General features: G+C 71.4%; 24 protein-coding genes. 10 read left to right on the forward strand and 14 right to left on the reverse strand.

What is annotated here, in order from left to right; all coding sequences use genetic code 11:
* Positions 1-357 precede the first annotated feature (357 nt).
* Entirely contained in the window at positions 358-1,446 is a 1,089-nt protein-coding gene (locus tag HHX30_RS11405; RefSeq protein WP_169981885.1) for an AI-2E family transporter, read from the forward strand.
* Between the two features lie 154 nt (positions 1,447-1,600).
* Positions 1,601-2,011, forward strand: a complete 411-nt coding sequence (locus HHX30_RS11410; protein ID WP_169981886.1) for a hypothetical protein — start codon at positions 1,601-1,603, stop codon at positions 2,009-2,011.
* A gap of 34 nt (positions 2,012-2,045) precedes the next feature.
* Here HHX30_RS11410 and HHX30_RS11415 read toward each other — a convergent pair whose 3' ends face one another.
* From HHX30_RS11415 to HHX30_RS11435, 5 genes are all read right to left on the reverse strand, one after another.
* Positions 2,046-3,419: a hypothetical protein gene (locus tag HHX30_RS11415; protein WP_169981887.1), complete on the reverse strand. Its 1,374-nt coding sequence runs from the start codon at positions 3,417-3,419 to the stop codon at positions 2,046-2,048.
* Between the two features lie 412 nt (positions 3,420-3,831).
* Positions 3,832-5,307 (reverse strand): carbohydrate-binding protein, encoded by a 1,476-nt coding sequence (locus HHX30_RS11420; RefSeq protein ID WP_169981888.1) that lies wholly within the window; start codon positions 5,305-5,307, stop codon positions 3,832-3,834.
* Positions 5,308-5,345: 38 nt separating this feature from the next.
* Positions 5,346-6,941: a chitinase gene (locus HHX30_RS11425; protein WP_169981889.1), complete on the reverse strand. Its 1,596-nt coding sequence runs from the start codon at positions 6,939-6,941 to the stop codon at positions 5,346-5,348.
* A gap of 5 nt (positions 6,942-6,946) precedes the next feature.
* Entirely contained in the window at positions 6,947-8,281 is a 1,335-nt protein-coding gene (locus tag HHX30_RS11430) for a cellulose binding domain-containing protein (protein WP_169981890.1), read from the reverse strand.
* Between the two features lie 562 nt (positions 8,282-8,843).
* Complete coding sequence (locus HHX30_RS11435) at positions 8,844-9,770, reverse strand: glycoside hydrolase family 18 protein (RefSeq protein WP_169981891.1); 927 nt, start codon at positions 9,768-9,770, stop codon at positions 8,844-8,846.
* On the opposite strand from HHX30_RS11435, the gene HHX30_RS43705 reads away from it, so the two are divergent.
* Entirely contained in the window at positions 9,747-9,944 is a 198-nt protein-coding gene (locus tag HHX30_RS43705; RefSeq protein WP_396703730.1) for a pentapeptide repeat-containing protein, read from the forward strand. The genes HHX30_RS11435 and HHX30_RS43705 overlap by 24 nt on opposite strands.
* Positions 9,874-10,092 carry a hypothetical protein gene (locus tag HHX30_RS11440; RefSeq protein ID WP_169981892.1) on the forward strand — a complete coding sequence of 73 codons (219 nt, stop codon included), beginning with the start codon at positions 9,874-9,876 and terminating at the stop codon, positions 10,090-10,092. The genes HHX30_RS43705 and HHX30_RS11440 overlap by 71 nt, the downstream gene beginning before the upstream one ends.
* 271 nt (positions 10,093-10,363) lie before the next feature.
* Here HHX30_RS11440 and HHX30_RS11445 read toward each other — a convergent pair whose 3' ends face one another.
* Together HHX30_RS11445 and HHX30_RS11450 are read right to left on the reverse strand one after the other, a co-directional pair.
* Positions 10,364-10,963 carry a hypothetical protein gene (locus HHX30_RS11445; protein ID WP_169981893.1) on the reverse strand — a complete coding sequence of 200 codons (600 nt, stop codon included), beginning with the start codon at positions 10,961-10,963 and terminating at the stop codon, positions 10,364-10,366.
* Positions 10,960-12,348 carry a selenium-binding protein SBP56-related protein gene (locus HHX30_RS11450; protein WP_169981894.1) on the reverse strand — a complete coding sequence of 463 codons (1,389 nt, stop codon included), beginning with the start codon at positions 12,346-12,348 and terminating at the stop codon, positions 10,960-10,962. Before HHX30_RS11450 ends, HHX30_RS11445 begins: the two co-directional genes overlap by 4 nt.
* Before the next feature lie 121 nt (positions 12,349-12,469).
* Here HHX30_RS11450 and leuE point away from each other — a divergent pair, with 121 nt between their 5' ends.
* Positions 12,470-13,156: a leucine efflux protein LeuE gene (gene leuE / locus HHX30_RS11455; protein WP_169981895.1), complete on the forward strand. Its 687-nt coding sequence runs from the start codon at positions 12,470-12,472 to the stop codon at positions 13,154-13,156.
* A 7-nt stretch (positions 13,157-13,163) separates the two neighbouring features.
* On the opposite strand, the gene HHX30_RS11460 is transcribed toward leuE, so the two are convergent.
* Positions 13,164-14,009 carry an LLM class F420-dependent oxidoreductase gene (locus HHX30_RS11460; RefSeq protein ID WP_169981896.1) on the reverse strand — a complete coding sequence of 282 codons (846 nt, stop codon included), beginning with the start codon at positions 14,007-14,009 and terminating at the stop codon, positions 13,164-13,166.
* A gap of 285 nt (positions 14,010-14,294) precedes the next feature.
* On the opposite strand from HHX30_RS11460, the gene HHX30_RS11465 reads away from it, so the two are divergent.
* Positions 14,295-14,936 (forward strand): VC0807 family protein, encoded by a 642-nt coding sequence (locus HHX30_RS11465; protein WP_169981897.1) that lies wholly within the window; start codon positions 14,295-14,297, stop codon positions 14,934-14,936.
* On the opposite strand, the gene HHX30_RS11470 is transcribed toward HHX30_RS11465, so the two are convergent.
* Complete coding sequence (locus HHX30_RS11470; RefSeq protein ID WP_169981898.1) at positions 14,933-15,394, reverse strand: nuclear transport factor 2 family protein; 462 nt, start codon at positions 15,392-15,394, stop codon at positions 14,933-14,935. The two genes, HHX30_RS11465 and HHX30_RS11470, sit on opposite strands and share 4 nt — an antisense overlap.
* Before the next feature lie 44 nt (positions 15,395-15,438).
* Here HHX30_RS11470 and HHX30_RS11475 point away from each other — a divergent pair, with 44 nt between their 5' ends.
* The 3 genes from HHX30_RS11475 to HHX30_RS11485 all read left to right on the forward strand — a co-directional run bounded on the left by HHX30_RS11475 (position 15,439) and on the right by HHX30_RS11485 (position 17,952).
* Positions 15,439-16,164, forward strand: a complete 726-nt coding sequence (locus tag HHX30_RS11475; RefSeq protein ID WP_169981899.1) for an SDR family oxidoreductase — start codon at positions 15,439-15,441, stop codon at positions 16,162-16,164.
* Positions 16,165-16,240: 76 nt separating this feature from the next.
* On the forward strand, positions 16,241-17,113 hold the full coding sequence (locus HHX30_RS11480; protein ID WP_169981900.1) for an aryldialkylphosphatase: 873 nt from the start codon (positions 16,241-16,243) through the stop codon (positions 17,111-17,113).
* 164 nt (positions 17,114-17,277) lie between these two features.
* Positions 17,278-17,952, forward strand: coding sequence for an alpha/beta fold hydrolase (locus tag HHX30_RS11485; RefSeq protein WP_169981901.1), 675 nt, complete (start codon positions 17,278-17,280; stop codon positions 17,950-17,952).
* On the opposite strand, the gene HHX30_RS11490 is transcribed toward HHX30_RS11485, so the two are convergent.
* The 4 genes from HHX30_RS11490 to HHX30_RS11505 are packed head-to-tail and all read right to left on the reverse strand — an operon-like array spanning position 17,915 to position 22,021.
* Positions 17,915-19,030 carry a sensor histidine kinase KdpD gene (locus HHX30_RS11490; RefSeq protein ID WP_169981902.1) on the reverse strand — a complete coding sequence of 372 codons (1,116 nt, stop codon included), beginning with the start codon at positions 19,028-19,030 and terminating at the stop codon, positions 17,915-17,917. The two genes, HHX30_RS11485 and HHX30_RS11490, sit on opposite strands and share 38 nt — an antisense overlap.
* On the reverse strand, positions 19,027-19,695 hold the full coding sequence (locus HHX30_RS11495) for a response regulator transcription factor (protein ID WP_169981903.1): 669 nt from the start codon (positions 19,693-19,695) through the stop codon (positions 19,027-19,029). Before HHX30_RS11495 ends, HHX30_RS11490 begins: the two co-directional genes overlap by 4 nt.
* A gap of 6 nt (positions 19,696-19,701) precedes the next feature.
* Positions 19,702-21,375 (reverse strand): serine hydrolase, encoded by a 1,674-nt coding sequence (locus HHX30_RS11500; protein ID WP_283246755.1) that lies wholly within the window; start codon positions 21,373-21,375, stop codon positions 19,702-19,704.
* A complete protein-coding gene (locus tag HHX30_RS11505) occupies positions 21,275-22,021 on the reverse strand; it encodes an FAD-dependent monooxygenase (protein ID WP_311922323.1) in 747 nt (248 codons plus the stop codon). The genes HHX30_RS11500 and HHX30_RS11505 overlap by 101 nt, the downstream gene beginning before the upstream one ends.
* Before the next feature lie 380 nt (positions 22,022-22,401).
* On the opposite strand from HHX30_RS11505, the gene HHX30_RS11510 reads away from it, so the two are divergent.
* A complete protein-coding gene (locus tag HHX30_RS11510; protein WP_169981884.1) occupies positions 22,402-22,890 on the forward strand; it encodes a hypothetical protein in 489 nt (162 codons plus the stop codon).
* 79 nt (positions 22,891-22,969) lie between these two features.
* Here HHX30_RS11510 and HHX30_RS11515 read toward each other — a convergent pair whose 3' ends face one another.
* Complete coding sequence (locus HHX30_RS11515) at positions 22,970-24,364, reverse strand: FAD-binding oxidoreductase (protein WP_169981905.1); 1,395 nt, start codon at positions 24,362-24,364, stop codon at positions 22,970-22,972.
* Position 24,365: the final 1 nt, after the last annotated feature.

Raw genomic sequence — 24,365 nt, forward strand, 5'->3', positions numbered from 1 at the left:
CCACCGACCCAGACAACCCGGAAAGAGAGAAGGACACCGGCGACCAGCCCGCGCACAGCCAAGACAACCACCGAAGTGATCGAAGAGGAGTGCGCCGAACCGCGCCGACACCACAAGATTACCAGGGCCTGCCGACAGCTTGGCCCGGCTAAGCTCCAACGCACCGGCCCGGAGACCTATTCCCGCAGGTCACCCATCAGATGGAAGTTCTGCGCCTGTGCCTGCGCTCCAACGGCATCGACCCCGGGCTTCATTCCCGTCACGACTCGCGCACGCGCACAGGGGTAGAGGGCCGTACGTGCTAGGACTTGATCCACCTTGCGCAGCCTTGCCAAGAAGAAGGGGTAGGAACGGGACGTGATTCGACAGGGGTTACCTCGCGCCCTGCTCGTGCTGGCCGGCACCGCCGCCGCGGTGATCACTCTCGCCGGTGTCCAGGCGGTGGGCTCCATCGTCGGCCCGGTCGTCCTGGCTCTGACCCTCGTCATCGCCGTCTCCCCGGTGCGCGCCTGGCTGGCCCGGCGCAAGGCCCCGGTGTGGCTGCAGGTCGCCGTCCCGCTCGCCGTAGTGCTCCTGGTCCTGCTCGGCATGGTCGCGGTCCTCAGCCTCGCCGCCGCGCAACTCGCCATCCTGGCCCCCACGTACGCGGTCCAGTTCAACGCCATGGTGGCCGACCTCCAGCACTGGGCGGCGGGCCTGGGCTACGGCAGCGAGCAGCTCAACAAGGCGCTTTCGTCGCTCGATCCCGGCAAGTTCATCGGCGTCGCCCAGAGCGTGCTGAGCAGCCTGCTGGGAGTGCTGTCGAGCCTGTTCCTGATCGTCGTGCTGCTGCTGGCCATGAGCCTCGACGCCCCCGTGTTCGCCCGGATCGTGGACGCCGCCTCGGCCGAACGCCCCGCGCTCGCCCGCGCGCTCAAGACCTTCACCTACAAGACCCGCCGCTACCTGATCGTCTCGACCGTCTTCGGCCTCGTCTGCTCGGTCCTGGACGTCACCGCGCTGTACGTGCTGGGCGTGCCGCTCCCGCTGCTGTGGGGAGTGCTCGCCCTCATCACGAACTACATCCCCAACATCGGCTTCATCCTGGGCCTCATCCCGCCGGCGCTGCTCGGGCTGCTGGAGGGCGGGCCCAAGACCATGCTGCTGGTGATCGTGGCCTACATGGCGATCAACGTGGTGATCCAGTCGTTCATCCAGCCGAAGTTCCTGGGCGACGCCGTGGGGCTGTCGACCACGGCCACGTTCCTCTCGCTGATCGTCTGGGCGTGGGTGCTCGGGCCGCTCGGCGCGCTGCTGGCGATTCCGCTGAGCCTGCTCGTGCGTGCCCTGCTCGTCGACAGCGACCCGAACGGCACCTGGGCCGCCGCGCTCATCTCCGGGCGGTTGCCGGAACGCGCCCAGGCGTCCAGCGCCGACCCACAGCCGGAGCAGTCCGAGCCTCGGTGAGGCAGTCCGGCCGCCCGTGATCAGCGGTGCGGGCGGAGACGCCGGCGACCATGAGGGACGTTTCTGGCAAACGCCTGTCCGAGGGCCGTCGGACTGTCCTCGACACGGGACCTTTCGCGGGGTGCCGCGCGGCGCTCCGGCTTAGGGTCGGACCATGCGGCGATGGGACAACGACGAGCGGTTCACCGGGATCGCGGACGCCTCGGCGATGGAGCCACAGGTCTCCGCCCTGCTGGATGCGATGGCACGGGACGGATGGGTGACGGAGCAACCCGAGGCGCACCTGCTCCCCCACCTGCGCCGGGCATGTGGGCCGGAGTGGCTGCTGACCGGCGAACGCCTGCTCGACGACGGCGTGTACGAGGTGACGGTGTCACTGGCCGGCGACAGAGAAGGCGTCCACGTGCATCGTGACGTGATACGGCTGCTGTCGGCGATCGCCGAGACCGTCTTCTTCGTACGGCAGGCCGCGCCGGGCGTGTTCGAGTGCGTGACCGGAGTGCTCGACGGGGACCCGCCCGGCTTCGCGAGCCACGGTCACATGGTCCGCCTCATCGTGACCTGAGCGGCCCCTCCCCCGCATGGGGAGAGGCGCGGGCTCAGGTGGCGGGAACGGTCTCCTTCTCCTCCGGGCTTGGCGCCGGTGCGGTCTCCGCGTCCCTGCGCCGCCACGGGATGGCCGCGATCAGCAGCGGGAACAGCACCAGCGAGCTGATCGCCCACGGCGCGTGCAGCTCACCCCACTTGGCCCCGTGGAACTGGGTGAGCACGATGTATCCGATCGCCGCCCACAGCGAGCTGCCGAGGATCGCGGGCCAGGCCCAGCGGGTGGGGCGGGCGACCAGGAACGGCATGAACCACAGCAGGTACTGCGCGCCGAGACGCGGTGTGACGATCATGAAGGACAGCAGGATGGCGATCGTGACGTCGACCGGGTCGGCCTTGCGCCACCAGATCAGACACGCGACGATCGCGGCGTAGATCATGTACTGGCCGATCCTCGCCGGGGTCGGGTCGAGGTTCCAGTTGCCGCCGCTGACCAGGGCGGTCCAGCCCCAGTCGCCCGTGATCGGGCGGACGTCGCTGGGCCGCAGCCCGATGGTGTTGAGCACCTCGGGCAGCTGCCGCCACTCCGTCCAGCCGCCGATCGGGAGCGTCAGCAGGAAGAACACCGGCGAGACGCCGACGGCGACCAGCGAGACCAGGCGGCTGCGCAGCCCCGGCAGGAACATGAGCAGGGCCGGCACGAGGATCACCGGCCAGCTCTTCGCGCAGAGCGCGAGCCCCATGAGCAGGCCCGCCCACACGGCCCGGCCCGTCGCCGCGCGGTCCTCCTCCGACGGGCGCACGATGCGCCGCACGATCTCGCCCGGCGGGATCCAGGGCAGCGGCAGGTCACGGTTCGCGAGCCGCACCCTGGCCCACGGCAGCGGCACCGGCCGCCGCCAGTCGCCCGGGCCGCGCGCCACGACGTACGCCGCGACGGCGAAAACCAGGGAGACCGGCTCGACCTGGCCGTGCACGGAGGCGACGAGGATCGCGAGGGGGTTGCAGGCGTACTGGAAGGCGCGCAGCTTCTCGGTCCGTCCCCCGGCCAGCTTGCCGACCAGCGGGATCAGCACGACGTCCGCGACCACCGTGACGATGCGTCCGGCGTACTCCCACGGGATGCCGAGCCACAGCAGCAGCCCGTACATGTACGGGATCGTCGGGAGGAAGTGCCATCCGCCGTTGCTCTCGAGCACCGGGTCGCGGCCCTCCCGGATCGCCTCGCCGGCGGGCTGGAAGCTGTTGACGTAGTCGACCGGCTGCCAGTGGCTGTCCTTGGCCGACAGAACCATGATCAGCACGCGTACGGCGATGCCGAGCGTGAGCGTGACGGCCAGGGATGGCCGCCAGCCCTTCCATTGGGCGACGAGCGCGAGCGCGACGCCGGCGACGAGGACGATGCTGGTGGGGATCGCGTATTCCATGACGGTGCCAAGACTGCCTGACGAAGGGCACAACAGGCGACTCGATCCCCGATTCGGTGACCGCACCGTCGCGATCCGTCACGATTCGAGGTATTGTGACCACGGAGCGTTACATCCAGGAGACTTCGATGAAAATTCGCCTGTGGATCACCCTTGCCGTCGCCGTGATCGTCGGAATGCTGATCGGCCTGCTCGCCCCGACGCATGGAGGCGACCGGTCCGGCGGATAGGGGGGTCGTCCCCGCCGGACCGGCCGCCTGCTCATGGGCGCCCGGCTCGAAGCGGCGCGCGTTCGCGCCCCGCGTCCCGGGCGCCGTAGGTGCGCCCGGGCCGCGTACGCCGCGCGGCGACGGCAAGGGATCCGGTCCGGCGAGCCGTGGCCGGATCCCTCTGAGCGTCGGTACGACGCGGGTCAGAAGCCCGCGGTGACCCGGGTGAAGTCCCAGTCGTTCTGCGCGATGCCGCTGCAGTTCGACACCACGCCGCCGCCCGGGCAGCCGCGGTCGCGGTTGACCGACCAGAAGGCGAGCCGGCCCAGCCCCTTCGACTTGGCCCAGTCGCGGATCTGCGTCCAGGTGGACAGCGAGGTCAGCTCCTGCTGGTCGGACAGGCCGTTCATGCCCGAGATGCCCATGTGCGCGTACGCCTGGGCGTCGCTCCAGCCCCAGGCCGCCTTGAGCGCGTTCTTCAGGCCCTCGGACGCGTTGACCGTGTTCTGGTACATGTTCGCGCCGCCGCCGAAGTCGAACGGCATGATCGTGTAGTTGTCGATGTTGACGCCGAGCGCCTTCGACTGGTTGATCAGCCGCGTGCCCCACCAGCTCGGGCCGGTCGTGCTGGTGCCGAAGGTGACGACGACCTTGACGTTCGGGTTGTTCTGCTTGACGATCTTCAGTCCGCCGAGGATCCGGTCCTGGACGGCCTCGTTCTCGAACTCGTCGCTGTTCTCGATGTCGAAGTCGACCGCGGCCGGGTTGTAGGCGTTGATGACCTGCTGGACGGCCGAGGCGAAGGCCGACGAGCTGGCGCAGTTGGGGCCGAGCTTGTTGCCCTGCCAGCCGCCGAAGGAGATCTGGACGTTGCCGCCCGCGGCCTTGATCTGCGAGATCGCGGTGGCGTCGGGGCTGCCGGACAGCGGGCGGGAGCCGTCCCACGCCGGGGTGCAGCCGCCGCCGGAGAGCATGAAGGCCATCGTGAACTGCTTGACCCCGGTGGCGTTCATGACCGTGGCCGGGTTCGGCGGGTTGCCCCAGCCCTCGTACAGGTACGGCGCGCCGGGAAGCTTGCCGCCGCTCTGGGGGCAGCCCGTGGTCGTGCCGGTCACCGCCCCGCTCGCCGCGGACTCGCCGTTCGAGTTGTACGCCTTGACCGTGTACGTGTGGCTGGTGCAGGTGCCGAGGCCGGAGATCGTGGCGCTGGTGCCGCCGACCGTCGCCTTGACCGAGGTGCCCTCGTAGACGCGGTAGCCGGTCACGGTGCCGCTCGACGCGGACCAGGACAGCGAGATCGACGCGTTCGTGGTGCCGGTGACGCTGGGGTTGCCCGGCTTGCCGGGCGCGCCGGACGGCGGCGTCGGCGACGGGCTCTGCGACGGGGTGCCGCCGCTGACCTGCTTCCACAGTGCCGGGACGATCGGCGGCTCCCAGCCGGTCAGGGACGTGTGCGCCTGGATGCACTCGTAGTCGGCGCCGTTGTAGGTCACCCGGGCGCCGACGGCGTACCAGGTGTTCGGGGCCCAGGCCGGGTAGGCCAGCATGACCACGCTGTTCGGGGCCGCCGAGGCGGACGCGGCCGTTCCCGCGACCAGTCCGGCGACGGCCAGGAGGAGGGAGGCCAGCAGGGCGACCAACGCCCTGGCGTGCCGGCCCGTACCGAAGCGAAGCTGCATTCTTCCTCGCAATGGTGGTTGGGGGGTGGGTGGGGGGATCACTTCAGGGCGTCGAGATACGCCCTGTGGGAGCGGGAGAATTCGGAGCCCGTGTACTTGTCCCAGTTGACGGACCAGGCCATGAGGCCGCGCAGGCCGGGGAAGACGCCGTGCGGCCGGTAGGCGCCGCAGCCGGTCCCCTTCGCCAGGCAGCCGAAGGCGCTCTGCACCTCGGCCGTCGTGGTGTAGCCGTTGCCGGCGTACGGCGCGGCGGGCAGGCCGATCGCGACCTGGTCGGGACGCAGCGGCGGGAAGGTCGCGCCACCGGCCACGGGGAAGCCGGTGAGCAGCATGTCGGTCATGGCGACGTGGAAATCGGCCACGCCCATCGTGTGGTACTGGTTGTCGAGGCCCATGATCGGCCCGGAGTTGTAGTCCTGGACGTGCAGCAGCGTGAGGTCGTCACGCAGTGCGTGGATCACGGGCAGGTACGCCCCGGAGCGGGCGTCGGCCGTGCCGTTCCGGCCGGGACCGTAGAACTGGTAGCCGAGCTGGACGAAGAACGTCTCGGGGGCCATGGTGAGCGTGAACTTCGCGCCGTACCTGGCCTTGAGCGACCGGATCGCGGAGATGAGGTTCACGACCACCGGAGTGGTCGGGTTGCGGAAGTCGGTGTCGCCGGGGTTCAGCGACAGCGAGTGGCCCTCGAAGTCGATGTCGAGGCCGTCCAGGCCGTACCTGTCGATGATCGCGGCGACCGACTGGACGAACGTGTCCCGGGCGGCGGTTGTGGTGAGCTGGACGATCCCGTTCTGGCCGCCGATCGAGATGAGCACCTTCTTGCCGGCCGCCTGCTTGGCGCGGATGGCCGCGACGAACTCGGCGTCGCTTTCGACGTTCGGGCACTCGGTGGCCGGGCAGCGGGTGAACCGGATGTCGCCGGAGGTGGGCGAGGTCGGCTCGCCGAAGGCCAGGTCGATGATGTCCCATGCCGCGGGCACGTCGGCCATGCGGACGTAGCCGGAGCCGTTGGCGAACGAGGCGTGCAGGTAGCCCGCCATGAGCCGCTTCCCGCCAGGCGGCGGGGGCGTGGGCGAGACGGACGGCGACGGCGACGGCGACGGGCTCGCCGGGGGTGACGCCGGCGGAGAGGGGGACGGCGAGGGCGGGGCGCCCGGGCCGTCGAGGACGACGTCGTCGGCGTAGTAGGCACCCTGGCCGTACCAGCCGTTGACGTAGATCGTCACACTCGTGGTGGACGACCCCGTCGTGAACGACGTGGACAACTGCGACCAGGACGCTCCCGGCGACGCCCATGTCTGGGCGTTCACGCCGGCGCCGGTCGCGCCCAGGAACACGTAGTTCCCCCGCACCCACGCCGACAGCGCGTACGTCGTGGACGGCTTGACGGTGATCGTCTGCTCGCACCGGGCGTAGTCACTGCCGGCCGGGGTCGCGGACAGGGCCCTCGACCCGCCGTGGACGGGACTCGACACCGCCTGAGCCGTGGACGCGCACGTCCAGCCCGACAGGCCCGACTCGAACCCCGGATTGGCGGCGATGTTCGCGGCACGGGCCGGGCCGGTGAACGTCGCCGTGAGCAGGCCGGCGAAGGCGACGGACGCCGCCGCGCCGAGGCCGATGAGCTTCTTCATGTGCGTCATCCCGTGTACGAAGCGAAGATCTTGGAGAACTCGTAGGGCGCCTGGGGGACGTTGGTGCAGGAGTAGAGCGCGCCGGTGCAGGCGTTGCGGTCGCGTGTCGTCTCCCAGAAGGCCAGCAGGCCGAGGTGCCTGTCCTTGGCGAAGGCGACCAGCTGACGGGCGTCGTCCTGGTTGTAGATCCGGCCGTCGTCGTTCTGGCCGAGCATCGGCGTGACCCCGACCATCCGCCACGCCTGGGCGTCGGACAGGCTGGGATACAGGCTCTTGAGCTGCGCGAAGGTGCTGCCGGCCGCCTGGACCGCCGCGTCGCCGTAGTCGACGGACTGGTAGTAGTCCATGGCCATGACGTTGACGGCGTCGAGCCTGACCCCGGCGTCGCGGGCGGACCGCACCACGTTGAGACCGTCGGCGGTCAGGCCGTTCGGCAGGACGGGCAGCGTGAGGGAGATCTTCAGGTCGGGGTGGGCCTGCTGCAGCCGGGCGAGCGCCTGGGAGCGGCGGGCGATGGACGCGGGCTCGGCCGCCGCCGATCCCTCGATGTCGAGGTCGATGTACTTCAGGTCGTAGGCGCTGACGACGGCGTCGTACTCGGTGACCAGCGCGTTCACGTCCGTGCACGCTTGCGCGAGTTCGATGCCGGTCGCGCCGCCGAAGGACACCTTGACGTCCCCGCCGCCGGCCCTGATCGCGTCGATCTGGTCCTTCGCCCACTTCTGCCGCGGGTCGTACGCGTTGAACCACATCGCCTTGCAACCCGACGCGGTGACGAACGCGAGAGTGAAGCTCTTCAGGCCGGACGCCGCGGCCATCGCGCTCAGGCTCGGGGTCGGCCAGGCGCCCATGTCCACGTACGGCGCGGTGCGCAGGGCGCCGGGCGCGGGCGGCGGCGGACTGGGAGACGTGCTGGGGGATGCGCTCGGGGACGGGGACGGCGAGGTCGTGACGCCGTCACACGGGCCGCCGTTCAGCCGGCAGTTCACCGGTCTGCCGGGCCCGCTGTTGACCCAGCCGAACGTCGCCGAGGCGCCGGGGGCCAGGCCGCCGTTGTACTCGCGGTTCCTGAACGTGTAGTGGTCGCCGGAACGCGTCATCAGCGCGTCCCAGTAGGACCCGGCCGTCGAGCCGGCGGGGAGGTCGAACTCGACCGTCCAGCCGGAGAGCGCGGTGGTCCCCGTGTTGGTGACGGTGTAGCGGCCCTGGTAGCCGGAGCCCCAGTCGGAGTCGGCGGAGAAGACGGCCTTGACCGTGGCGGCCTCGGCGGGCAGCGCGACGAGAGCGAGCGCGAGTGCGGCCATCGCGGCGAGCGCACGCCAGACGTGCTTGATCTGCATGGACACAACCTCTGTCGGGGGGTGAACGGGGAGGTCATGGAATCCGTACGGCCGGCGCCTGACGGAGGCGGCCGATCAGAACGGCACCGGCCGTACGGCACTCAAGGGCGTCTGGTGACGGGACGCGGGGATGGAGAGGCTAGAGGTGAGGAAGGGCCATCGTCGGCTCCCAGGTCGTTCTTTTAGGAAAGTTTCCTAAGAGTTGTACGGATCGTAGCTTCGCGGTCGCGCGTCCACAAGACCCAATTCGACAGCGTTCTTAACGAACTTTGTCATCGCCGGTCGGCACGCGGTGACGTGTTATGCGCGCGTTAAGGGTCGACTGGCTGTCCGTTAAGGCGGTTCTGTCCCCCACACGCTCACTGGCGAGTCTCATCGGGCACGGCGCAGCCGCCGCGCGTCGGGCGCAGGCGGCGAGCAGGCGCGCCGCGGCGAAGCGAGGTCAGCGGCAGTAGAGCCGGGGCAGTGCGTGCCGGGGCCGGGGCCAGGCGGGGCAGAACCGGGGGCAGTGCGTGCCGAGGCAGCGTGGGTCAGCGGAGGGCCCGCGCGGGGCGACGCCGGATCAGCGCAGGACGGCACCCTCGCGCACGGCGTGCCGGCCGTCCCTCTGCACGTTCACGAAGTCGACGAGGCCGACCAGCTTCTCCAGTTCGAACCCGGCATCGATGCGGTCCGGGTCGGCGGGGAGGTAGACCGTGAGCAGATAGTGGCGGCCGGTGGCCGCGCCGAGCGCGTCGAGTTGCGCGCGGAACTCGGCCAGCAGGGCCGTCAAGGACCGCCTGTCGTCGACGCCGGTGTGGTTGCCCAGGTGCCCTTTGCCGCCGGGCCACTCCCAGTCGATGTCTATCCCGTCGAAGACGCCCGCCGCGCTGCCCGGCCCGCCCCTGCCGTCGACGCCCGGCAGGTCGCCCCTGATGTACGCGTCGAGACACGACTTGACGAACCTCTGCCGGCCGGCGGCGGTCCGCGCGACGTCGGAGAAGTACTTGGAATACGTCCAGCCGCCGATCGAGACCAGCGTTTTCAGGCCGCGGTGGCGGGCCTTCAGCTTCTTCAGCTGGTTGAAGTTTCCGGCGAGCGGGGCGTCGGGGGGATCGGCCACGCCGTCGAGCGACTCGGCGGCCGTGAAGCCACGCTGGTAGTCGGCCCACGCGTCCCCCGCGCCGTCGCCCTGGTCGGGGTCGTTCGGGTCGGGCGCCAGCGGCCGGGTGACCCCGGTGAGACAGGTCAGCGATCCGGGGTCGATGTTCGCGAACGCGTAGAGGACGTGGGTCAGCCTGCCCGCCAGCCCGCCGGTCTCGAGATCTCGCACGGTGGAGGTGGCGCCGTACGCGCCGCGCTGCGCGACGTACCCGACCCTGATGCGGCTCGGCGAGGGGGACGGCGACGGCGTGACGGTCACCGTGACCGTCACCTCCGGCACGGGAACGGCGTTCTGCACCGTCACGGCGTGCGCGGTCGCGGCGTGCGCGGTGCCCGCTTGCGCCATGCCTGCTTGCGCGGTGCCTGCTTGCGCGGTGCCTGTTTGCGCCGTGGCTGCTTGTGCGGTTGCGGCTTGCGCGGTGCCTGTTTGCGCGGTTGCGGCTTGCGCGGTGCCCGCTTGCGCGGGGGCGACCGCTGCCCGCGCCGGCGCGGGGGCGGCCCGCGGTGCCACGACCCGTGACCTGGCCTGGCTGACGGCCGTCGTGCCGGTCTCGGTGGCGCGGGCCGGGCCGTACCAGGCGACGAACAACGAGGACAGCAGGGCGCTCAGGACCACGATGGTGAAGGCGCCACGCGTGATCGCTCCCATGGTGGGCTCCGAACAGTGACGAGCCTCCGCGGCGAGGCACGGAGGCGAGAAGAGGAATGCCGCGGGAGCGTAGTGACGTCACCGCCGGACCGACAAGCAGCGCAGTCTTAAGCCCGGATTATGCGTGCCTCATGTCGCAGGTGGGCGCGTTCCAGCGGCACCACCTGCGGTTACCCATGGTGCCGCCCTTCTCTGCAAGTTTCACCCCCCGCCCCCGGTGGCGAGACTGCCGGTGCCGTGCCGGCGCGGCCGCACGGCGCCCCACGCCCCGGCCGCCTCAGACGGCTGTCTCAGACGGCGCCGACCAGGGTGAAGACGCCCGCCCCCAGCAGTGCGAACGCCCACATCCTGTCGAGGTTGAACCAGGCCCGCCGCAGGACGGCGACGCCGAGGAACTCGTACACGACGACGGCGACGACGGTCGCTGTGAGGAACATCGCGAGCGTGTGCACGCCCGCGACGAGCATGCCGCCCGACAGGGCGTGCCCGTGGTGACTCGCCGGCATGCGGGTCAGCACGGGCAGCAGCATCAGGCCCGCGCCGTGCACCGACGACATCAGGAACGACCAGGCGGCCAGTTGCGGCAGCGACAGCCGCATGCCCACCCAGCGGAAGTGCCGCCGGGCGAGCAGGTGCCACAGGCCGAACCCGACGAGCACGACTCCCGCCCCGATCGCGAGGGCCGTGGCCGTCACCAGCGACCCGGTCGCCGACACGACGGCCACCACGAGGGCCACCGACACGAGGTGGCCCAGCGCGATGACCGGCAGGGACTGCAGCAGCAGGTCGCGGCTGCGCTCCTGCAACCCCCGGGCGACGGCGAACAGCCAGCCCATCGCGGGATTGATCCCGTGAAAGGCGCCGAGCAGGATGACGGCGGTCAGGGTCACGGGTAGCAGTAGGAGTCGGAGGACGCGTCGCCGCCCTGGAGCCGGGTCTGGTGCGGGCGCAGGCCGCGGAAGTCGTCGCCGTGCGGGAAGAACCTCTCGTCCAGTGTGAACGACTCGGTGTCGATCTTCGCCATCCAGGCGCCGACGCCGTCGGGATAGAACTGGTCGTCCCAGGCTCCGTACAGCGAGTTGGTGACGTAGACCCGGCGGCCGTCGCGGCTCACCTCGACCATCTGCGGCCCGCCGGCGAGCCGCTCGTCCGGCGCGGCCGGGTGCGCCTCGCGCCGCACGATGCCGCCGAGGCGGACCGAGCCGAGCTCGACCGGCTTGAACGGGTCGGACACGTCGTACTGCTTGAGCTCGCCGGTCCCCCAGCACGACACGTACAGCCGCTGGTCGTCGACCGACAGGTCGATGTCGGTGACCAGCGGCGGCACCGCGCCGAACGGCTTGAGCACGTCGGGCAGGTCGTCCGGCGAGGCCGGCTCGGCCGGGATCGTGATCACCTTCTCCGCCGCCCAGCGGGAGCCGTCCCTGTGCCACACCCACACGGAGGCCGACAGGTCCTCGACGCTGGTCACGACGCCCACGAAGCCGTACGTCTTGGTCGGGTCGTGGGCGGGGCGCAGCTCCAGCGTCATCTGGTGCTGGTCGCCGAGGTCCACCTCCTGGACGTGCCTGCGCTTGCGCAGGTCCCAGAAGTGAATCTTGTGGCCGTACTTGCGGCCGAGCAGCAGCTCGCCGACCACCCCGTCCTCGACCATGGACGGCGTGCCCCACTCGGAGGTGACCAGGACGTCGTGGTTGATGTGCCACCAGAAGTCGTACGCGAGGTACTGCGGGCCGCGGTCGACCTCCCACCGGCCCAGGACCTCGAACGAGTTGTGGTCGAGGATGGCGATGCCGCCGGGCCCGTCGTCGCCGTATCCGCCGAGCGCGCTGACGTACAGGCCCTCGGGGCCGCAGTGGACGGTGTGCGGGCGGGAGTAGCCGGCCCGCTTGCCCAGCTCCTCGGGCTCGATGACCTTCACGAGCTCCGGGCTGACGCGGTCCTTGGTGTCGTACACGTAGATCCGCGACGACCGCAGGCCTGGCACGATCAGGTAGCGCCGCTCGACGTGCGGGTGCGGCGCGTAGGGGCACAGCGCGCTGCTGCAGGCGTTCCAGCCGAAGTGGTGCAGCTCGTCCCCCGTGTGCGGCAGGTCGGTCCAGCCGACCACGGTCCCGTACGCCGGGGACGCGGGATCGGTGTCGAGGACGGCGAGCGCGTCGGGCCGCTGGGCCGACCGGTCGAAGGCGGCCACGTAGGCCAGCTTCTCCGGCGGCGCCTCGGCGGCGTCGCGGGGCGAGGGGTAGAAGGTCGGATCGGGCTTCCACAGCGTCATGGACTCAAGGATTGTCCCTTATTACCCATAGGGTCAATAGGAATCTTCGGTCCCGCACCCTGCCGTGACCACAGACCGTGAAGAGCTATACCCTGACTTATCGCGCTTTACGGAGGCAGGGTTGTTCTTCGGGATCACCAACATCTGGACGTACATCGTCGGCTCGTTTCTGATCATCCTGCTCCCGGGGCCGAACTCGCTGTTCGTGCTGTCCACCGCCGCCCAGCGTGGCGTGCGGCAGGGTTACCGCGCGGCGGCCGGGGTCTTCGCCGGCGACTCGGTCCTCATGTTCCTGTCGGCCGCCGGGGTCGCGTCGCTGCTGAAGTCGACGCCCGTGCTGTTCTCGATCGTGAAGTACTCGGGCGCGGTCTATCTGGCGTGGATCGGCTTCGGCATGCTGCGCGGCGCCTGGCGCTCCCTGCGGGCCTCCCGGGCAGGGGCCTCGGCCCAGGTCACCGAGGCGGCGCAGGCCGTGGAGGCCGTGGAGGCGGCGATCCCGGCGGCGGGCGACCCGTTCCGCAAGGCGTTCACGATCAGCCTGCTCAACCCCAAGGCGATCCTGTTCTTCGTGGCGTTCTTCGTGCAGTTCGTGGACCCGTCGTACGGCGCGCCGGTGCTGTCGTTCCTGATCCTCGCGCTGATCGTGCAGGTCTTCAGCGTGGCCTACCTGAGCACGCTCATCTTCGGCGGCACGTTCCTCGCGAGCCACTTCCGGCAGCGCCGCAAGCTGTCCGCCGGGCTCACCTCGGGGGTCGGCGCCCTCTTCCTCGGCTTCGGCGCCAAACTGGCCACCGCGACGCTGAACTGAACGACGCTCACTCCCCGTGCAGGTCGGCGAGAGCGCCCTCGAAGGCGTCCATCGCCCGCTGGACGCGGTCGTATCCGGCCGAGGGCAGCCAGGCCATGACCCGGGACACCCCGGCCTTCTCGCACTGTTCCAGCGCGCCCGGGTCGGCCGGCGCGGACAGCATCAGGACCTCGACCTGCCTGCCCGCCTCCTCGGCCCGCCGGAACAACTCGGGAACGCGATCGAGGATCCCCGGGCCGTAGTTGGGCAGCCACGCGTCCCCGTAGGCGAGCACGCGGTCGAAGACGCGCGGCCCGACGCCGCCCACCAGGATCGGTGGGTACGGCTTCTGCGCCGGTTTGGGCCATGACCAGATTGGGTCGAAGGACACGAATTCGCCGTGGAACTCGGCCTCGTCACGGGTCCAGATCTCCCGCATCGCCCGGACGCGCTCGCGCATGACGGCGAAGCGGCGCGCCGGGTCGACGCCGTGGTGGCGCAACTCCTCGCGGTTCCATCCGGCGCCGACGCCGAACTCGAACCGCCCGCCGGTCAGGTTGTCCACGCTCGCCACCGTCTTCGCCAGGCCGATGGGCTCGTGCTCGGGCACCAGGCAGATGCCCGTCCCCACGCGCAGCCGGGTCGTCGCCGCGCCCGCGGCCATCGAGGCGACGAACGGGTCGTAGCTGTGCCAGTAGCGCCGGGGCAGGTCGCCGCCCCATTCGTCCTTCGGCGTCTGACCGTCCGGCGGCACCGGGATGTGCGTGTGCTCGGTGAACAGCAGCGCCGTGTGGCCGCGCTGCTCGACGAGCCGGGCCAAGGCATCCGGACGAACCGCATCATCTGTTGCGAAGTAGCCGAAACCTGAGTCCATGCCGTCAAAGTAACCCGCGCTCTCCGCGCGCCGGGGAAAGCGCCCCGCGGCCATCGGCAAAGCGCTGACCAGGGGTTTCCGCGAGCTCGCAAGCCGGGTGGGGCCATGCCGTACCGTTATGACCCAGCGATCGGCCCCGCGCATTCGGGCCCCGCAGGGGCGGCCGTCGGGTACCGTGAGCCACCGACAAAGAGCCTGCCCTCGGGCGTTTCCGCCCGCGATGTCCGGGTAGGCGCGTTGCCCAACCACAGCGTCGGTCTCCCCTGCCGGCCCGTTGGAGTTGCCATGAACCACACGCCTTTCGCACTGCCACGGCTCACCGCACTGATCAAGCAGGCGGTGCCCCGGCTCCTCGAAGGCGTGGTGGCTCCCCTCGTGGTCTTCTACGCGGCTCTCGCGGTGCTCGGCCTGCGCGGCGCGCTGATGGCCGCGGTGTCGTGGGTCTACCTGGGCGTCCTGTGGCGGCTCGTCCGGCGTCAGCCCGTTCCGGGGACGATGATCATGGCGACGATCGCGATCACCTTCCGCACCGTGATCGGACTGTGGACCGGCAGTCCCGTCCTCTACTTCATCCAGCCGGAGCTCGGCACGATCTGCATCAGCATGGTGCTCCTGGCGTCGGTGCGGATGCGCCGCCCGCTGGTCCAGCGGCTCACGCTCGACTACATCCACCTGCCGTCGTTCGTGCTGCGGCACGAGCGCGTCCGCACCTTCTTCGCCCGGATCACCCTGCTCTGGGCGTTCGTGCTCCTGGTCAACTCGGCCATGAGCATCTGGCTGCTGCTGCACGAGTCGATCGGCGACTACCTGATCATCCGCACCGCCGCCGTCGCCGTCGTCACCGGCCTCGCCTTCCTCGGGTCGGTCTGGGCGTTCCGCCGGGTCCTGCGGCGCCTGCACACCGAGGCCCCGGCGATCACCGCTTAGCCCTCCAGCGTGTGGGTGCGCACCGCCTCGTCGCCGCGGGTGTGCCAGGCGTCGAACGCGAAGGCCACGACCTTCCACCCCTCGGCCTGCCGTACGAGCCGGAGCCGGTAGACGCCCCACACCTCGAACATGCCGCCGCCCAGCGCGGTGTCGAGCAGGTTGTAGGCGTAGCCCTTGGTGGTCACGTGCGCCTCGGCGCCGTCCACGGTCACCGCGAAGTTGCTTACCGTGTGGAAGCTCTGCTTGCGGGCGTGCAGGCCGGTCCGCCAGCCGTCCACGAGGGCCTCGGCGCTGATCCGCGCGGGCTCCCCGCCGTTGAGGCTGGTGAAGTCGGCGTCCACCTCGCCGGCGAACAGCTCCCGGCACACCGGCCAGTTCTTGGCGTCCACGGTGTCGAAGACGGCGGTGACGACGTCCACGATCTCGGCCCGGTCCACCAGTGCGGCGATCTCATCCATGGACACCATCCTGCCCCACGTGATCTGTGATAGGCACGCTTGTCATGGGTACCGCACTGGTCACGGGCGCCTCACGAGGTCTGGGCGCCGTCATCGCCGAACGGCTCGCCAAGGACGGCTGGCACGTCGCCGTCAACTACGCCAACGACACGGCCGGGGCCTCCGCCGTCGTCGACCGCATCACCGCCGCCGGCGGATCGGCCCGGCCGGCCCGGTTCGACGTCACCGACGAGGAGTCCGTACGGGAGGGCGTGGCCGCGATCGGGCATGTCGACGTGGTCGTCAACAACGCCACCGGCCCGCAGCCGCTGATGCCGGTGGAGAAGCAGACCTGGGAGGACCACCTCGGCCAGCTCCGCTTCTTCGTCAAGGCCCCGCTGCTGATCCTGCAGGCCGTGCTGCCCGGCATGCGCGAGGCCGGGACCGGCCGGATCGTCAACGTGGGCAGCGAAGTCGCCGACCTCGGCAACCCGGAGTTCGGGCACTACGTCGCGGCCAAGGCCGCGATGCACGGGCTCACCCGGTCGTGGGCCCGCGAGCTGGGTTCGTACGGGATCACCGTGAACACCGTCGAGCCGGGCTGGATCCCGGTGGAGCGCCACGCGGACGTCCCCCCGAAGGACTACACCGACTACCTGCGCGACGTCCCGCTGGGGCACATGGGCGCGCCGGTGGACATCGCCGAGACGGTGGCGTTCCTCGCCTCTCCCGGTGCCCGTTTCGTCACCGGTCAGCGGCTCGCCGTCAACGGCGGCAAGACGATGAGCTGACCCCGCCCACGCCTCCCGGGTAAAGAATCACGTGATTCAGGAGCGGTTTAGGCAAAAAATCGGTTAATGTCCGTTCATGTCCGGCGCATATTTCCCTCGAATCCAGACCGTCACGGGCGCCGTCCCCGTCTCCGAGATCGACGGGCCGGTGCTCCCGTACGAGCATCTGCGCACCGACACCCGCTGGGGGGTCGGCGTGGACTCCGATCCCTGCCGGTGGCTGGACGAGGAGCGGTACGTGCTGGCCGAGGTCAAGCACCTCGGCAGGGAGCAGGCGCTGGGCCTCGTGGTGGAGCACAGCTGCATCGGCATGGCGCGTGACCCCGCCGCGCTCGCCCGGATCTCGATGGCCTCGCGAGTGCCGATCGTGGCCGCCACAGGTTTCGCGGCGCAGCCGTTCGCGGGTGAGGCCATCACGCGGTACGGCGTGGAGGACCTGACCGCCGATCTGCTGCACGAGATCGGCGCCGGGCTGGACGGGACGGGCGCGCGGCCGGGTGTCATCGTCACCGCCTCGTGGGACGAGGCGCCCACCCCCGCCGAGGAGCGGGCCGTCACCGCCGCCGCCCGCGCCTCACTGCGCACGGACCTCCCGGTCGCGACGGGCGGTCTGGAGCTGCTGGAGCTGCTGCTCTCGCAGAACGTTCCCGCCGGGCGTCTCGCCGCCCGCACCGGCGACCCGCTGGCCCAGCGCAAGATCGCCGAGACCGGCGCGTACGTGAGCGTGGACGACGCCGAGGACGTCCTCACCCTCCTCGACACCGGGCACGCCGAGCGCGTCCTGCTCAGCAGCGGCGTACGCCTGCGGGAGCACCTGTCCGGCTACGGCGGGCAGGGCTACGGGCGGCTGTTCTCGTCGGTCGTCCCGGCCCTGCGGGAAGCCGGCGTGGACGACGGCACCCTGCGCCTGATCACGCACGACAACCCGCTCCGCTGGCTCACCCCCTGACGACACCGGTGGAGCTAGTCGAGCACTACCGGCGGCTGCTGGGCGTGGCGCAGTGGCTGGAGACCCCGCAGCGCGAGATCGTCCCCCGGTCTTAGGGGTCGAACCCGGCGCTCATGGCGTGCCCGTGCGATTTCCCCGGAGCGCCACGGGCAGGGGCACGTGCCATGTTCGCCGGATTCGAACTCAGCCATGTCGAGGTCGGGGACGTGCGTCTCCGGGTGCGGCACGGAGGCCGGGGACCCGCGGTGCTGCTGGTCCACGGGCATCCGAGGACCCACACCACCTGGAACCTGGTCGCAGTCCAGCGCCTCGCGTTGAACCATCCGCACCGCGTGGACCACGTCGTCATCCTCGGCGACGTACCGATCGGTGAGGCACTGGCCCGCTGTGAGGCCCGGTTCGCCCAGGCTTGGTATCACTGGTTCTTCATGGGTCAGCCCGCACCGCTGCCCGAGCGGCTGATCGCCGCCGACCTGGACGCCTGGTACACGCTCGACCCGTCACGGATGGGCCGGGAGAACCACGCGGACGTGGCCGCGGCGACAGCCGATCCCCGGGTGCGGCACGCGATGTGCGAGGACTACCGTGCCGGGCTGGGCGTGGACCGCGCCGCCGACGACGCCGACCGAGCCGCCGGACGGCGCATCACGAGCCCCCTGCTCGTCCTGTGGGGCGCCAGGGACGACCTCGCGGAGCTCTACGACCACGACGTCCTCGGCGTGTGGCGGCCGTGGGCCGCCGATCTGTCCGGTCACGCCCTCGACACCGGCCATCACATGATGGAGGAAGCCCCTGAGGCCCTCACCGAGGCCCTGCTCGCCTTCCTCCCCCGGCCATGAGCCCGGCGTCCGGCCCGCGCGGGCGACGCAGGGTGAGACGGAAGGCGCAGCCCGGGGCGCCGGAAGTCCCGGACGTGACGGTGAGGTCGCCGCCGTGGGCCCGGGCGATCTGCCGGGCGATGGGCAGGCCGAGGCCGGTACCGGGCACGTCGCGGTGCCCGCGCCAGAACCGCTCGAACACGCGCTCCCGCTGCTCTTCCGGGATGCCCGCCCCCAGGTCGGCGACCGTGACCACGGCCAGGTCGGGCGTGAGGGCGATCTCCACGGTCACGGGCGTGCCCTCCGGGCCGTAGCGGACGGCGTTGTCGACGAGGTTGGCGACGGCGCGGGTCACCGTGACCTCGTCGACCGCGCACACGGCCTCCGGCGGGCCCTCCAGAGACAGCGTCATGCGCTTGCCTGCCGCCGGCACCTCGGCGTGCCGGAGCACGTCACGCGCCACCTCCATGAGGTCGACCGGCCGGTGGTCGAGCGTACGGGCGCGCCCGCGGGCCTCGGTCAGCAGGTCGTCGACGGTGGCCTGCAACCGCCGGGCGACGCCGCGTGAACGGCGCAGCCCGTCGCGGTAGATCTCCAACGTGGGCTGGGGGTGGGCGAGCAGGACCTCCGCGTTGGTCATCAGCACCGACAGCGGGCTGCGCAGCTCGTGGCTCGTCTCCTCCAGCAGCCGCCGCTGGGTCGCCGCTGCCGCCGCGAGCCGGTCCAGCATCGCGTCGAACTCGGCGGCCAGCGCCACCACCTCCAGCGGCCCGTGGTCGAGCCCGATCCGGCGGCTCAGATCGGTGCCGCCGATGTCCCCGGCCACCGCGCGGACCCGGTTGATCGGGGCGACGGCCCGTCCCGCCCACCACCAGGCCGCCGCGGCGGCGGCCGGGGCGAGCGCGAGGAGGGTCCAGGAGACCCACGGGGAGCGGTGCGCCGAGGCGCCGCGCACGTGCTCGACCCCGTTGAGCACCTGCACGGTCGTCTCCGTGTCGGTCACCAAGACCACGCCGAACAGCAGCAGCGGCGGGACGTAGAACCCCAGGAAGGCGAGCACGGCCAGCCGGACGCGCAGCGAGCGCCACAGCCGCGTCACGGTCCCTCCAGCCGGTAACCGGCGGCGGTGACGGTGGTGATGACGGGCGGGTCGCCGAGCTTCCTGCGCAGCCGGCTGAGGATCACCCGCACCGAGGTGGTGAAGGGGTTGGCGTTGGCGTCCCACACGTGCTCCAGCAGGTCCTCGGCCGACAGCACCCGGCCGGGGTGGTGCATGAAGTAACGGAGCAGGGCGAACTCGCGCGACGTCAGCTCCAGCTCGGCGCCCGCCCGCCAGGCCCGGTGGGTGACCGGGTCGAGTTCGAGGTCGCCCACCCGCAGCAGCGAGCCGTGCTGGTCGCCGCGCCGGCCCAGCGCCCGCAGCCGGGCCACCAGCTCGGCGAAGTGGAACGGCTTGACCAGGTAGTCGTCGGCGCCCGCGTCCAGCCCCACGACGCGGTCCCCGACCGCGTCGCGGGCGGTGAGTACGAGCGTGCGCCGGGGGCGGCACAGATGCGCGTCATCGGCGAGCCTGCGCAGCAGATCCAGGCCGTCGCCGTCGGGCAGGCCCAGATCCAGGCAGGCCACGTCATAGGAGGTGACCCGCAGCGACTCCTCGGCCTCGCGGTACGTCGCCGCGACGTCCACGGCGTACGACTCGTTGCGCAGGCCGAGCGCGACCAGTTCCGACAGCTCGGGGTCGTCTTCGACGAGGAGAACGCGCATGGCGGTTCAGCCGGACCGCTCGGCGGTGACGGCACCCAGCCCGCTGGTGACGGTCATGCGGCGGCCCTCGAACGCGACCTCCACACGGGGGCCGGATCCGGTGGGATCGTCCGGGCGGAACCGGCCGGCGCCGCCCGACGGCACGAGCGTCAGCGCCGGCGGCTTCGCCGGGACCTCGGCGGCCATCACCCCGCCCTGCTCGTTGACGGCGTACCAGGCCAGGACAGGCCCCTTGCCGGTGACGAGCGTGACGTACGTGCGGGCGTCGGCGCCCTTCGTGACCGTGCCTGCGAGCGTGAGGCCCGACACAGCGCCGAAGGCCTTTTCGAGTGCGGCCCGTTCCCTGCGGCCCTCCTGGGTCTGGCCGTTCAGCAGCGTGAGCACCCGCTGTTCGTGCGCGCCCAGCGCCGCCTCCGTGACGCCCGCGCCGGGCGGCGCCAGCGCGCGGACCGCGTCGGCCCCAGTCGCGGAAACGGTCAGCCTGCCCCGTTCTGCGGACACCTCGAACCCGCCTCCCCTCTCAAGCCGGTACGTCCCGACCATAGCCGCGAGGTCACCGGCCGGGGCGGCGGCGGACGGCGCGGGCAACGGCCGTCCGGCCAGCAGCGCCGGTCCCACCGCCCGCAGCAGCGCCTCGGCCGGGAGCTTCGCGGTGTTCGACGCGATGGCGACCACGCGGCGCTGGGCCGGGACCCAGGCGACGACCGCGTTGTGGCCCACGTCGCCACCACCGCCGGCGGCGCTCAGGAACCGCTCACCGTAGAGCGACCGGTCGAAGGCGACCCAGCCGGGCGTCTCCGACCTGCCGTCGCCCAGCGGCCACCCCGGGCGGGCCGCGAGTTCGGCAGACGCGGGCGTGACCACCCGGCCGGTGAACAGCGCATGCGTCCACTCCGCGAGGCCGGGCATGGTCATCGCCAGCCCGCCGTTGCCCTCCACACCCCAGTACGGCCCGGCGAAACCGCCCTGGTGTCCCGGCTCCCCGTCGTCGAGGTAGCCGACCGCTCTCGGGCCCGGCGCGGCCGGGTGCCCGTCCCAGAACCCGCCCGCCACACGCCCGCCGGGAAGCCGCAGGACGGTGGAGCTCACGTAGTCCCGGTAGCCGCGGCCCGACAGACGTTCGACGACGAGGGCCAGCAGGGTGTATCCGGCGTTGGAGTAGACGTGCCCGGCACCCGGCGGGAAGGCGAGCTTCAGCCTGCCGATCGCCGCCAGCGCCGCACCCGGCGACAGCGGCTCGTAGTCGCCGCCGTGAGTGCCGGTGAGCCCGCTGGTGTGCAGCAGAAGCTGCCTGACCGTCGCGCCGGCCACCGGACCGCGCAGCCGCGGCAGGATCGCGCCCACCCGGTCGTCGAGCGACAGCTTTCCCTCGTCGGCGAGCCGGAGGATCGCGGCCGCGGTGACCGTCTTCGTCACCGAGCCGATGCTGAACACCGTGCCGGGCGTGTTCGGCCGGCGGGCGCCGGCGTCGGCCATGCCGTACGCGGCGCGGCACTCGAACGCGCCGTCCCTGAGTATCGCGACCGACCCGCTGAAGCCGGTGTCAGCCCATGCCCCGAACGCGCGGTCGAGTGCGGGGTCACACGCGGGCGCCCCGGGCGTACGCGCGGCCCGGCCGGGCCCGGCGCCGCACGCCGTCGTGAGCAGGGCGGCGACGGTCAGCCCCGCCGACAGCCCCATGGTGAATCGCGCAAAGAATCTTCGCATGCCGGAAACGTACGGACCGCCGTGCGAACCTGATGTGAACGGCGGCGTCGCCCGGAACGGCCGGATCGCGCCCGTCAGCGGCGCCGTCGAGGAGCCGGGCCATCTCCGTGGAGCGGGGCAGCATGGTCTTCTCGTAGGCGTGGACGGCTTCGTCGACGGTGTCGTGGTGAGCGATGGCGAGGGCGAGTTCGCATGCGTCCAGCATGGCGAGGTTGACGTCGACGCCGAGCGGGGGCATGAGGTGGGCGGCGTCGCCGAGCAGGGTCACCGTGGGGTTGTGCGCCCAGACGTGCGGGACGGGCAGAGCGAAGATCGGGCGGTCGACGTAGGGGCCGTAGTTGTCTGTGATCAGCCGGCGCAGGCGGGGCGACCAGTCGCGGTAGCGCTCCAGGAGGAGGGCGCGGATGCCGTCGGTGGCCTGGGGCGTGAGGCCACTGCGCGTGATCCAGTCGGCCGGGACGCGCTGGATGATGTAGACGCGGATGTGGTCGCCGCTGTTGCGCTGGGCGAACAGGCCGCGCTCGCCGTCGGCCGCGGCGTCGCCGCCCTGCCCGACGAGCTCCGCGATGTCGGGGTGCCGGGTCGCGACGTCGTGGAACCAGGCTTCCAGGAAGCTCACGCCGCTGTAGCGGGGGGTGGCGCGGGAGACGGCGCGGCGGACTGCGCCACACCGCCGCACTCGCCCAGGCCATCGCCGAGGAGAGCGGCCTCCCCGCGGACGACCCCATCTGCGCCGCCCTGGCCCACTTCGCCCTCGAAGCCCCCCGCGCGGCCTACGCCCACGACAACCCCCGAGAGGCCATCACCCGGGCCTTCGACCTCCTGGAGCACGGCTGGAGCGCGCTCGCCCGGAGCAAGGCGTGAGCAAGCGTCTCACCGTAGTCCAGGTACGCCGCGACCTGGCCTTTCACGATCGGCTAGCGATCGGCTGACGGTGCCCTTCCTACGTTGATGCCGCTCGCGAAGGCCGCGAGCACATCGAGAACCGAGGGAATCCTCATGCGTATTCGCACACTCGTCACCGGCCTCGGCCTGGCCGCCGGCCTCGTCGTCCCCGCCGGGGTGTCCACCCCCGCCCACGCCGTCACCGCCGCGACCGCCTGCACCGTGGAGCTGAACTCCATCTACGCCGGCAACGTCGACGAGAAAGACGGACGGGACGAACTCCGCTTCCGCGTGGACGGCAACCTCTTCCCGCGCGTCAACTCCAAGTACTCGACGATGACGGCGGGCGACACCGACTACGGGTCGGACTTCGAGGACCCGACCACGATCGTGGACCCGACCCACTCCGCGTCCTTCAACCTGCGTGAGGTCACGCCTCCGGCCGCCGGTTCCGGCACCTCGCTGGGCAGCGCCACCGCGGACTGGTCCGACTGCGACACCCTGGATGTCGGCGAGTGGGTGGACCTCCCCTCGCAGAAGATCAGCGGTACCGACGAGACGTACTACGACTACCGCGTCGTCCTCAGGGTCACCGGCATCTGAGCCGACCGGCCTTCCCTACGGCAAGGTCGCGGTTCCCCTCCGGTCCGCACGGCGGAGGGGAACCGCGGCCCGCGCATCCTCAGGAGTCGAAGCCGACGCCGAGGGCGTCGAGGGTGCGCAGCCAGGCGTTGCGGCGGCCCTCGTGCTCGTCGGCCCGGGCGATGGCCCAGCGGGTGAGCTGGATGACGCCGGACCGCACCGGCTCGGGCGGGAAGGGCATCGGCTTCTCCCGCACCATGCGCAGGTCCGTACGCTCGGTCACCCGGCCCTGCAGCAGGTCGAGCATGACATTGGCCCCGAACCGGGTCGCGCCCACGCCGAGGCCGGTGTATCCGGCGGCGTAGGCGAGGCGCGAGCCGTACGCGGTGCCGAAGAAGGCGCTGAACCGGCTGCAGGTGTCGATGACCCCGCCCCACCTGTGCGTGAAGCGCAGGCCGTGGAGCTGCGGGAACGTCTCGTAGAAGTGCGTGGCGAGCTTCTCGAACGTGGCGTCGCGCTGGTCGTACTCCGGTCTGACCAGGCCGCCGTTGTGATAGACGGCGTCGTAGCCGCCCCACAGGATCCGGTTGTCGTCGGTCAGGCGGTAGTAGTGGAACCGGTTGGCCGAGTCGCCGATGCCCTGGCGGTTCCGCCAGCCGATCTCCGCCAGCAAATGGTCCGGCACCGGCTCGGTCATCAGCGCGTAGTCGTACACCGGCACGAGGAAGTGCCTGAGCCGGCGCAGCAGCGGCGGGAAGGCGCCGGTGCCGAGCGCCACCCGCCCGGCCCTGACCCGGCCCTTCGGCGTGCCGAGTTCGAGCGCCATGCCGTCGTCGTGCAGGGAGCGCACCGGCGTGTGCTCGAAGACGCGCACGCCGAGCCGCACGCAGACGTCGCGCAGCCCCCACGCCAGCCGCGCCGGGTCGACCATGGCGACGCCCTGCCGGTCCCACACGCCGCCGAGGTACGTCGGGGAGTCCACCTCGGCTCGCACCTGCTCGCGGTCGAGCCGCTCCAGCGGCAGGCCGAGCGAGGCCGCCGCGCTCACCTCCTCGTCGAGCCCCGGGAGCTGCCATTCCTCGGTGGCGACCTGCAGCTCACCGGTCCGCTCGAAGGAGCACTCGACGCCGTACCGGGTGAGCGTGCTTTCGATCTCGTCGAGGTTCTCCCGGCCGAGCCGTTCCAGCGTCGCGATCTCCGCGGGCCAGCGGTCCTGCCCGTTGCCGAGCCCGTGGGTCAGGCTCGCCGCGCAGAACCCGCCGTTGCGGCCGGAGGCGGCCCACCCGACGGCGCGGCCCTCCAGGAGGACCACGTCGAGCGAGGGGTCGCGCTCCTTGGCCATCAGGGCGGTCCACAGGCCGGTGAAGCCGCCGCCGACCACCGCGAGGTCCGCCGTGACGTCTCCCGTCAACGGGGGCAGCGCCTCGGGTGCGATCGGCCGGTCCAGCCAGTACGGTTTGCGCTCCGCGTCAGCGAGAGCTTTCTGCGGACTCACA

The sequence above is a fragment of the Microbispora sp. H10836 genome, assembly GCF_012999525.1.
GTDB lineage: Bacteria > Actinomycetota > Actinomycetes > Streptosporangiales > Streptosporangiaceae > Microbispora.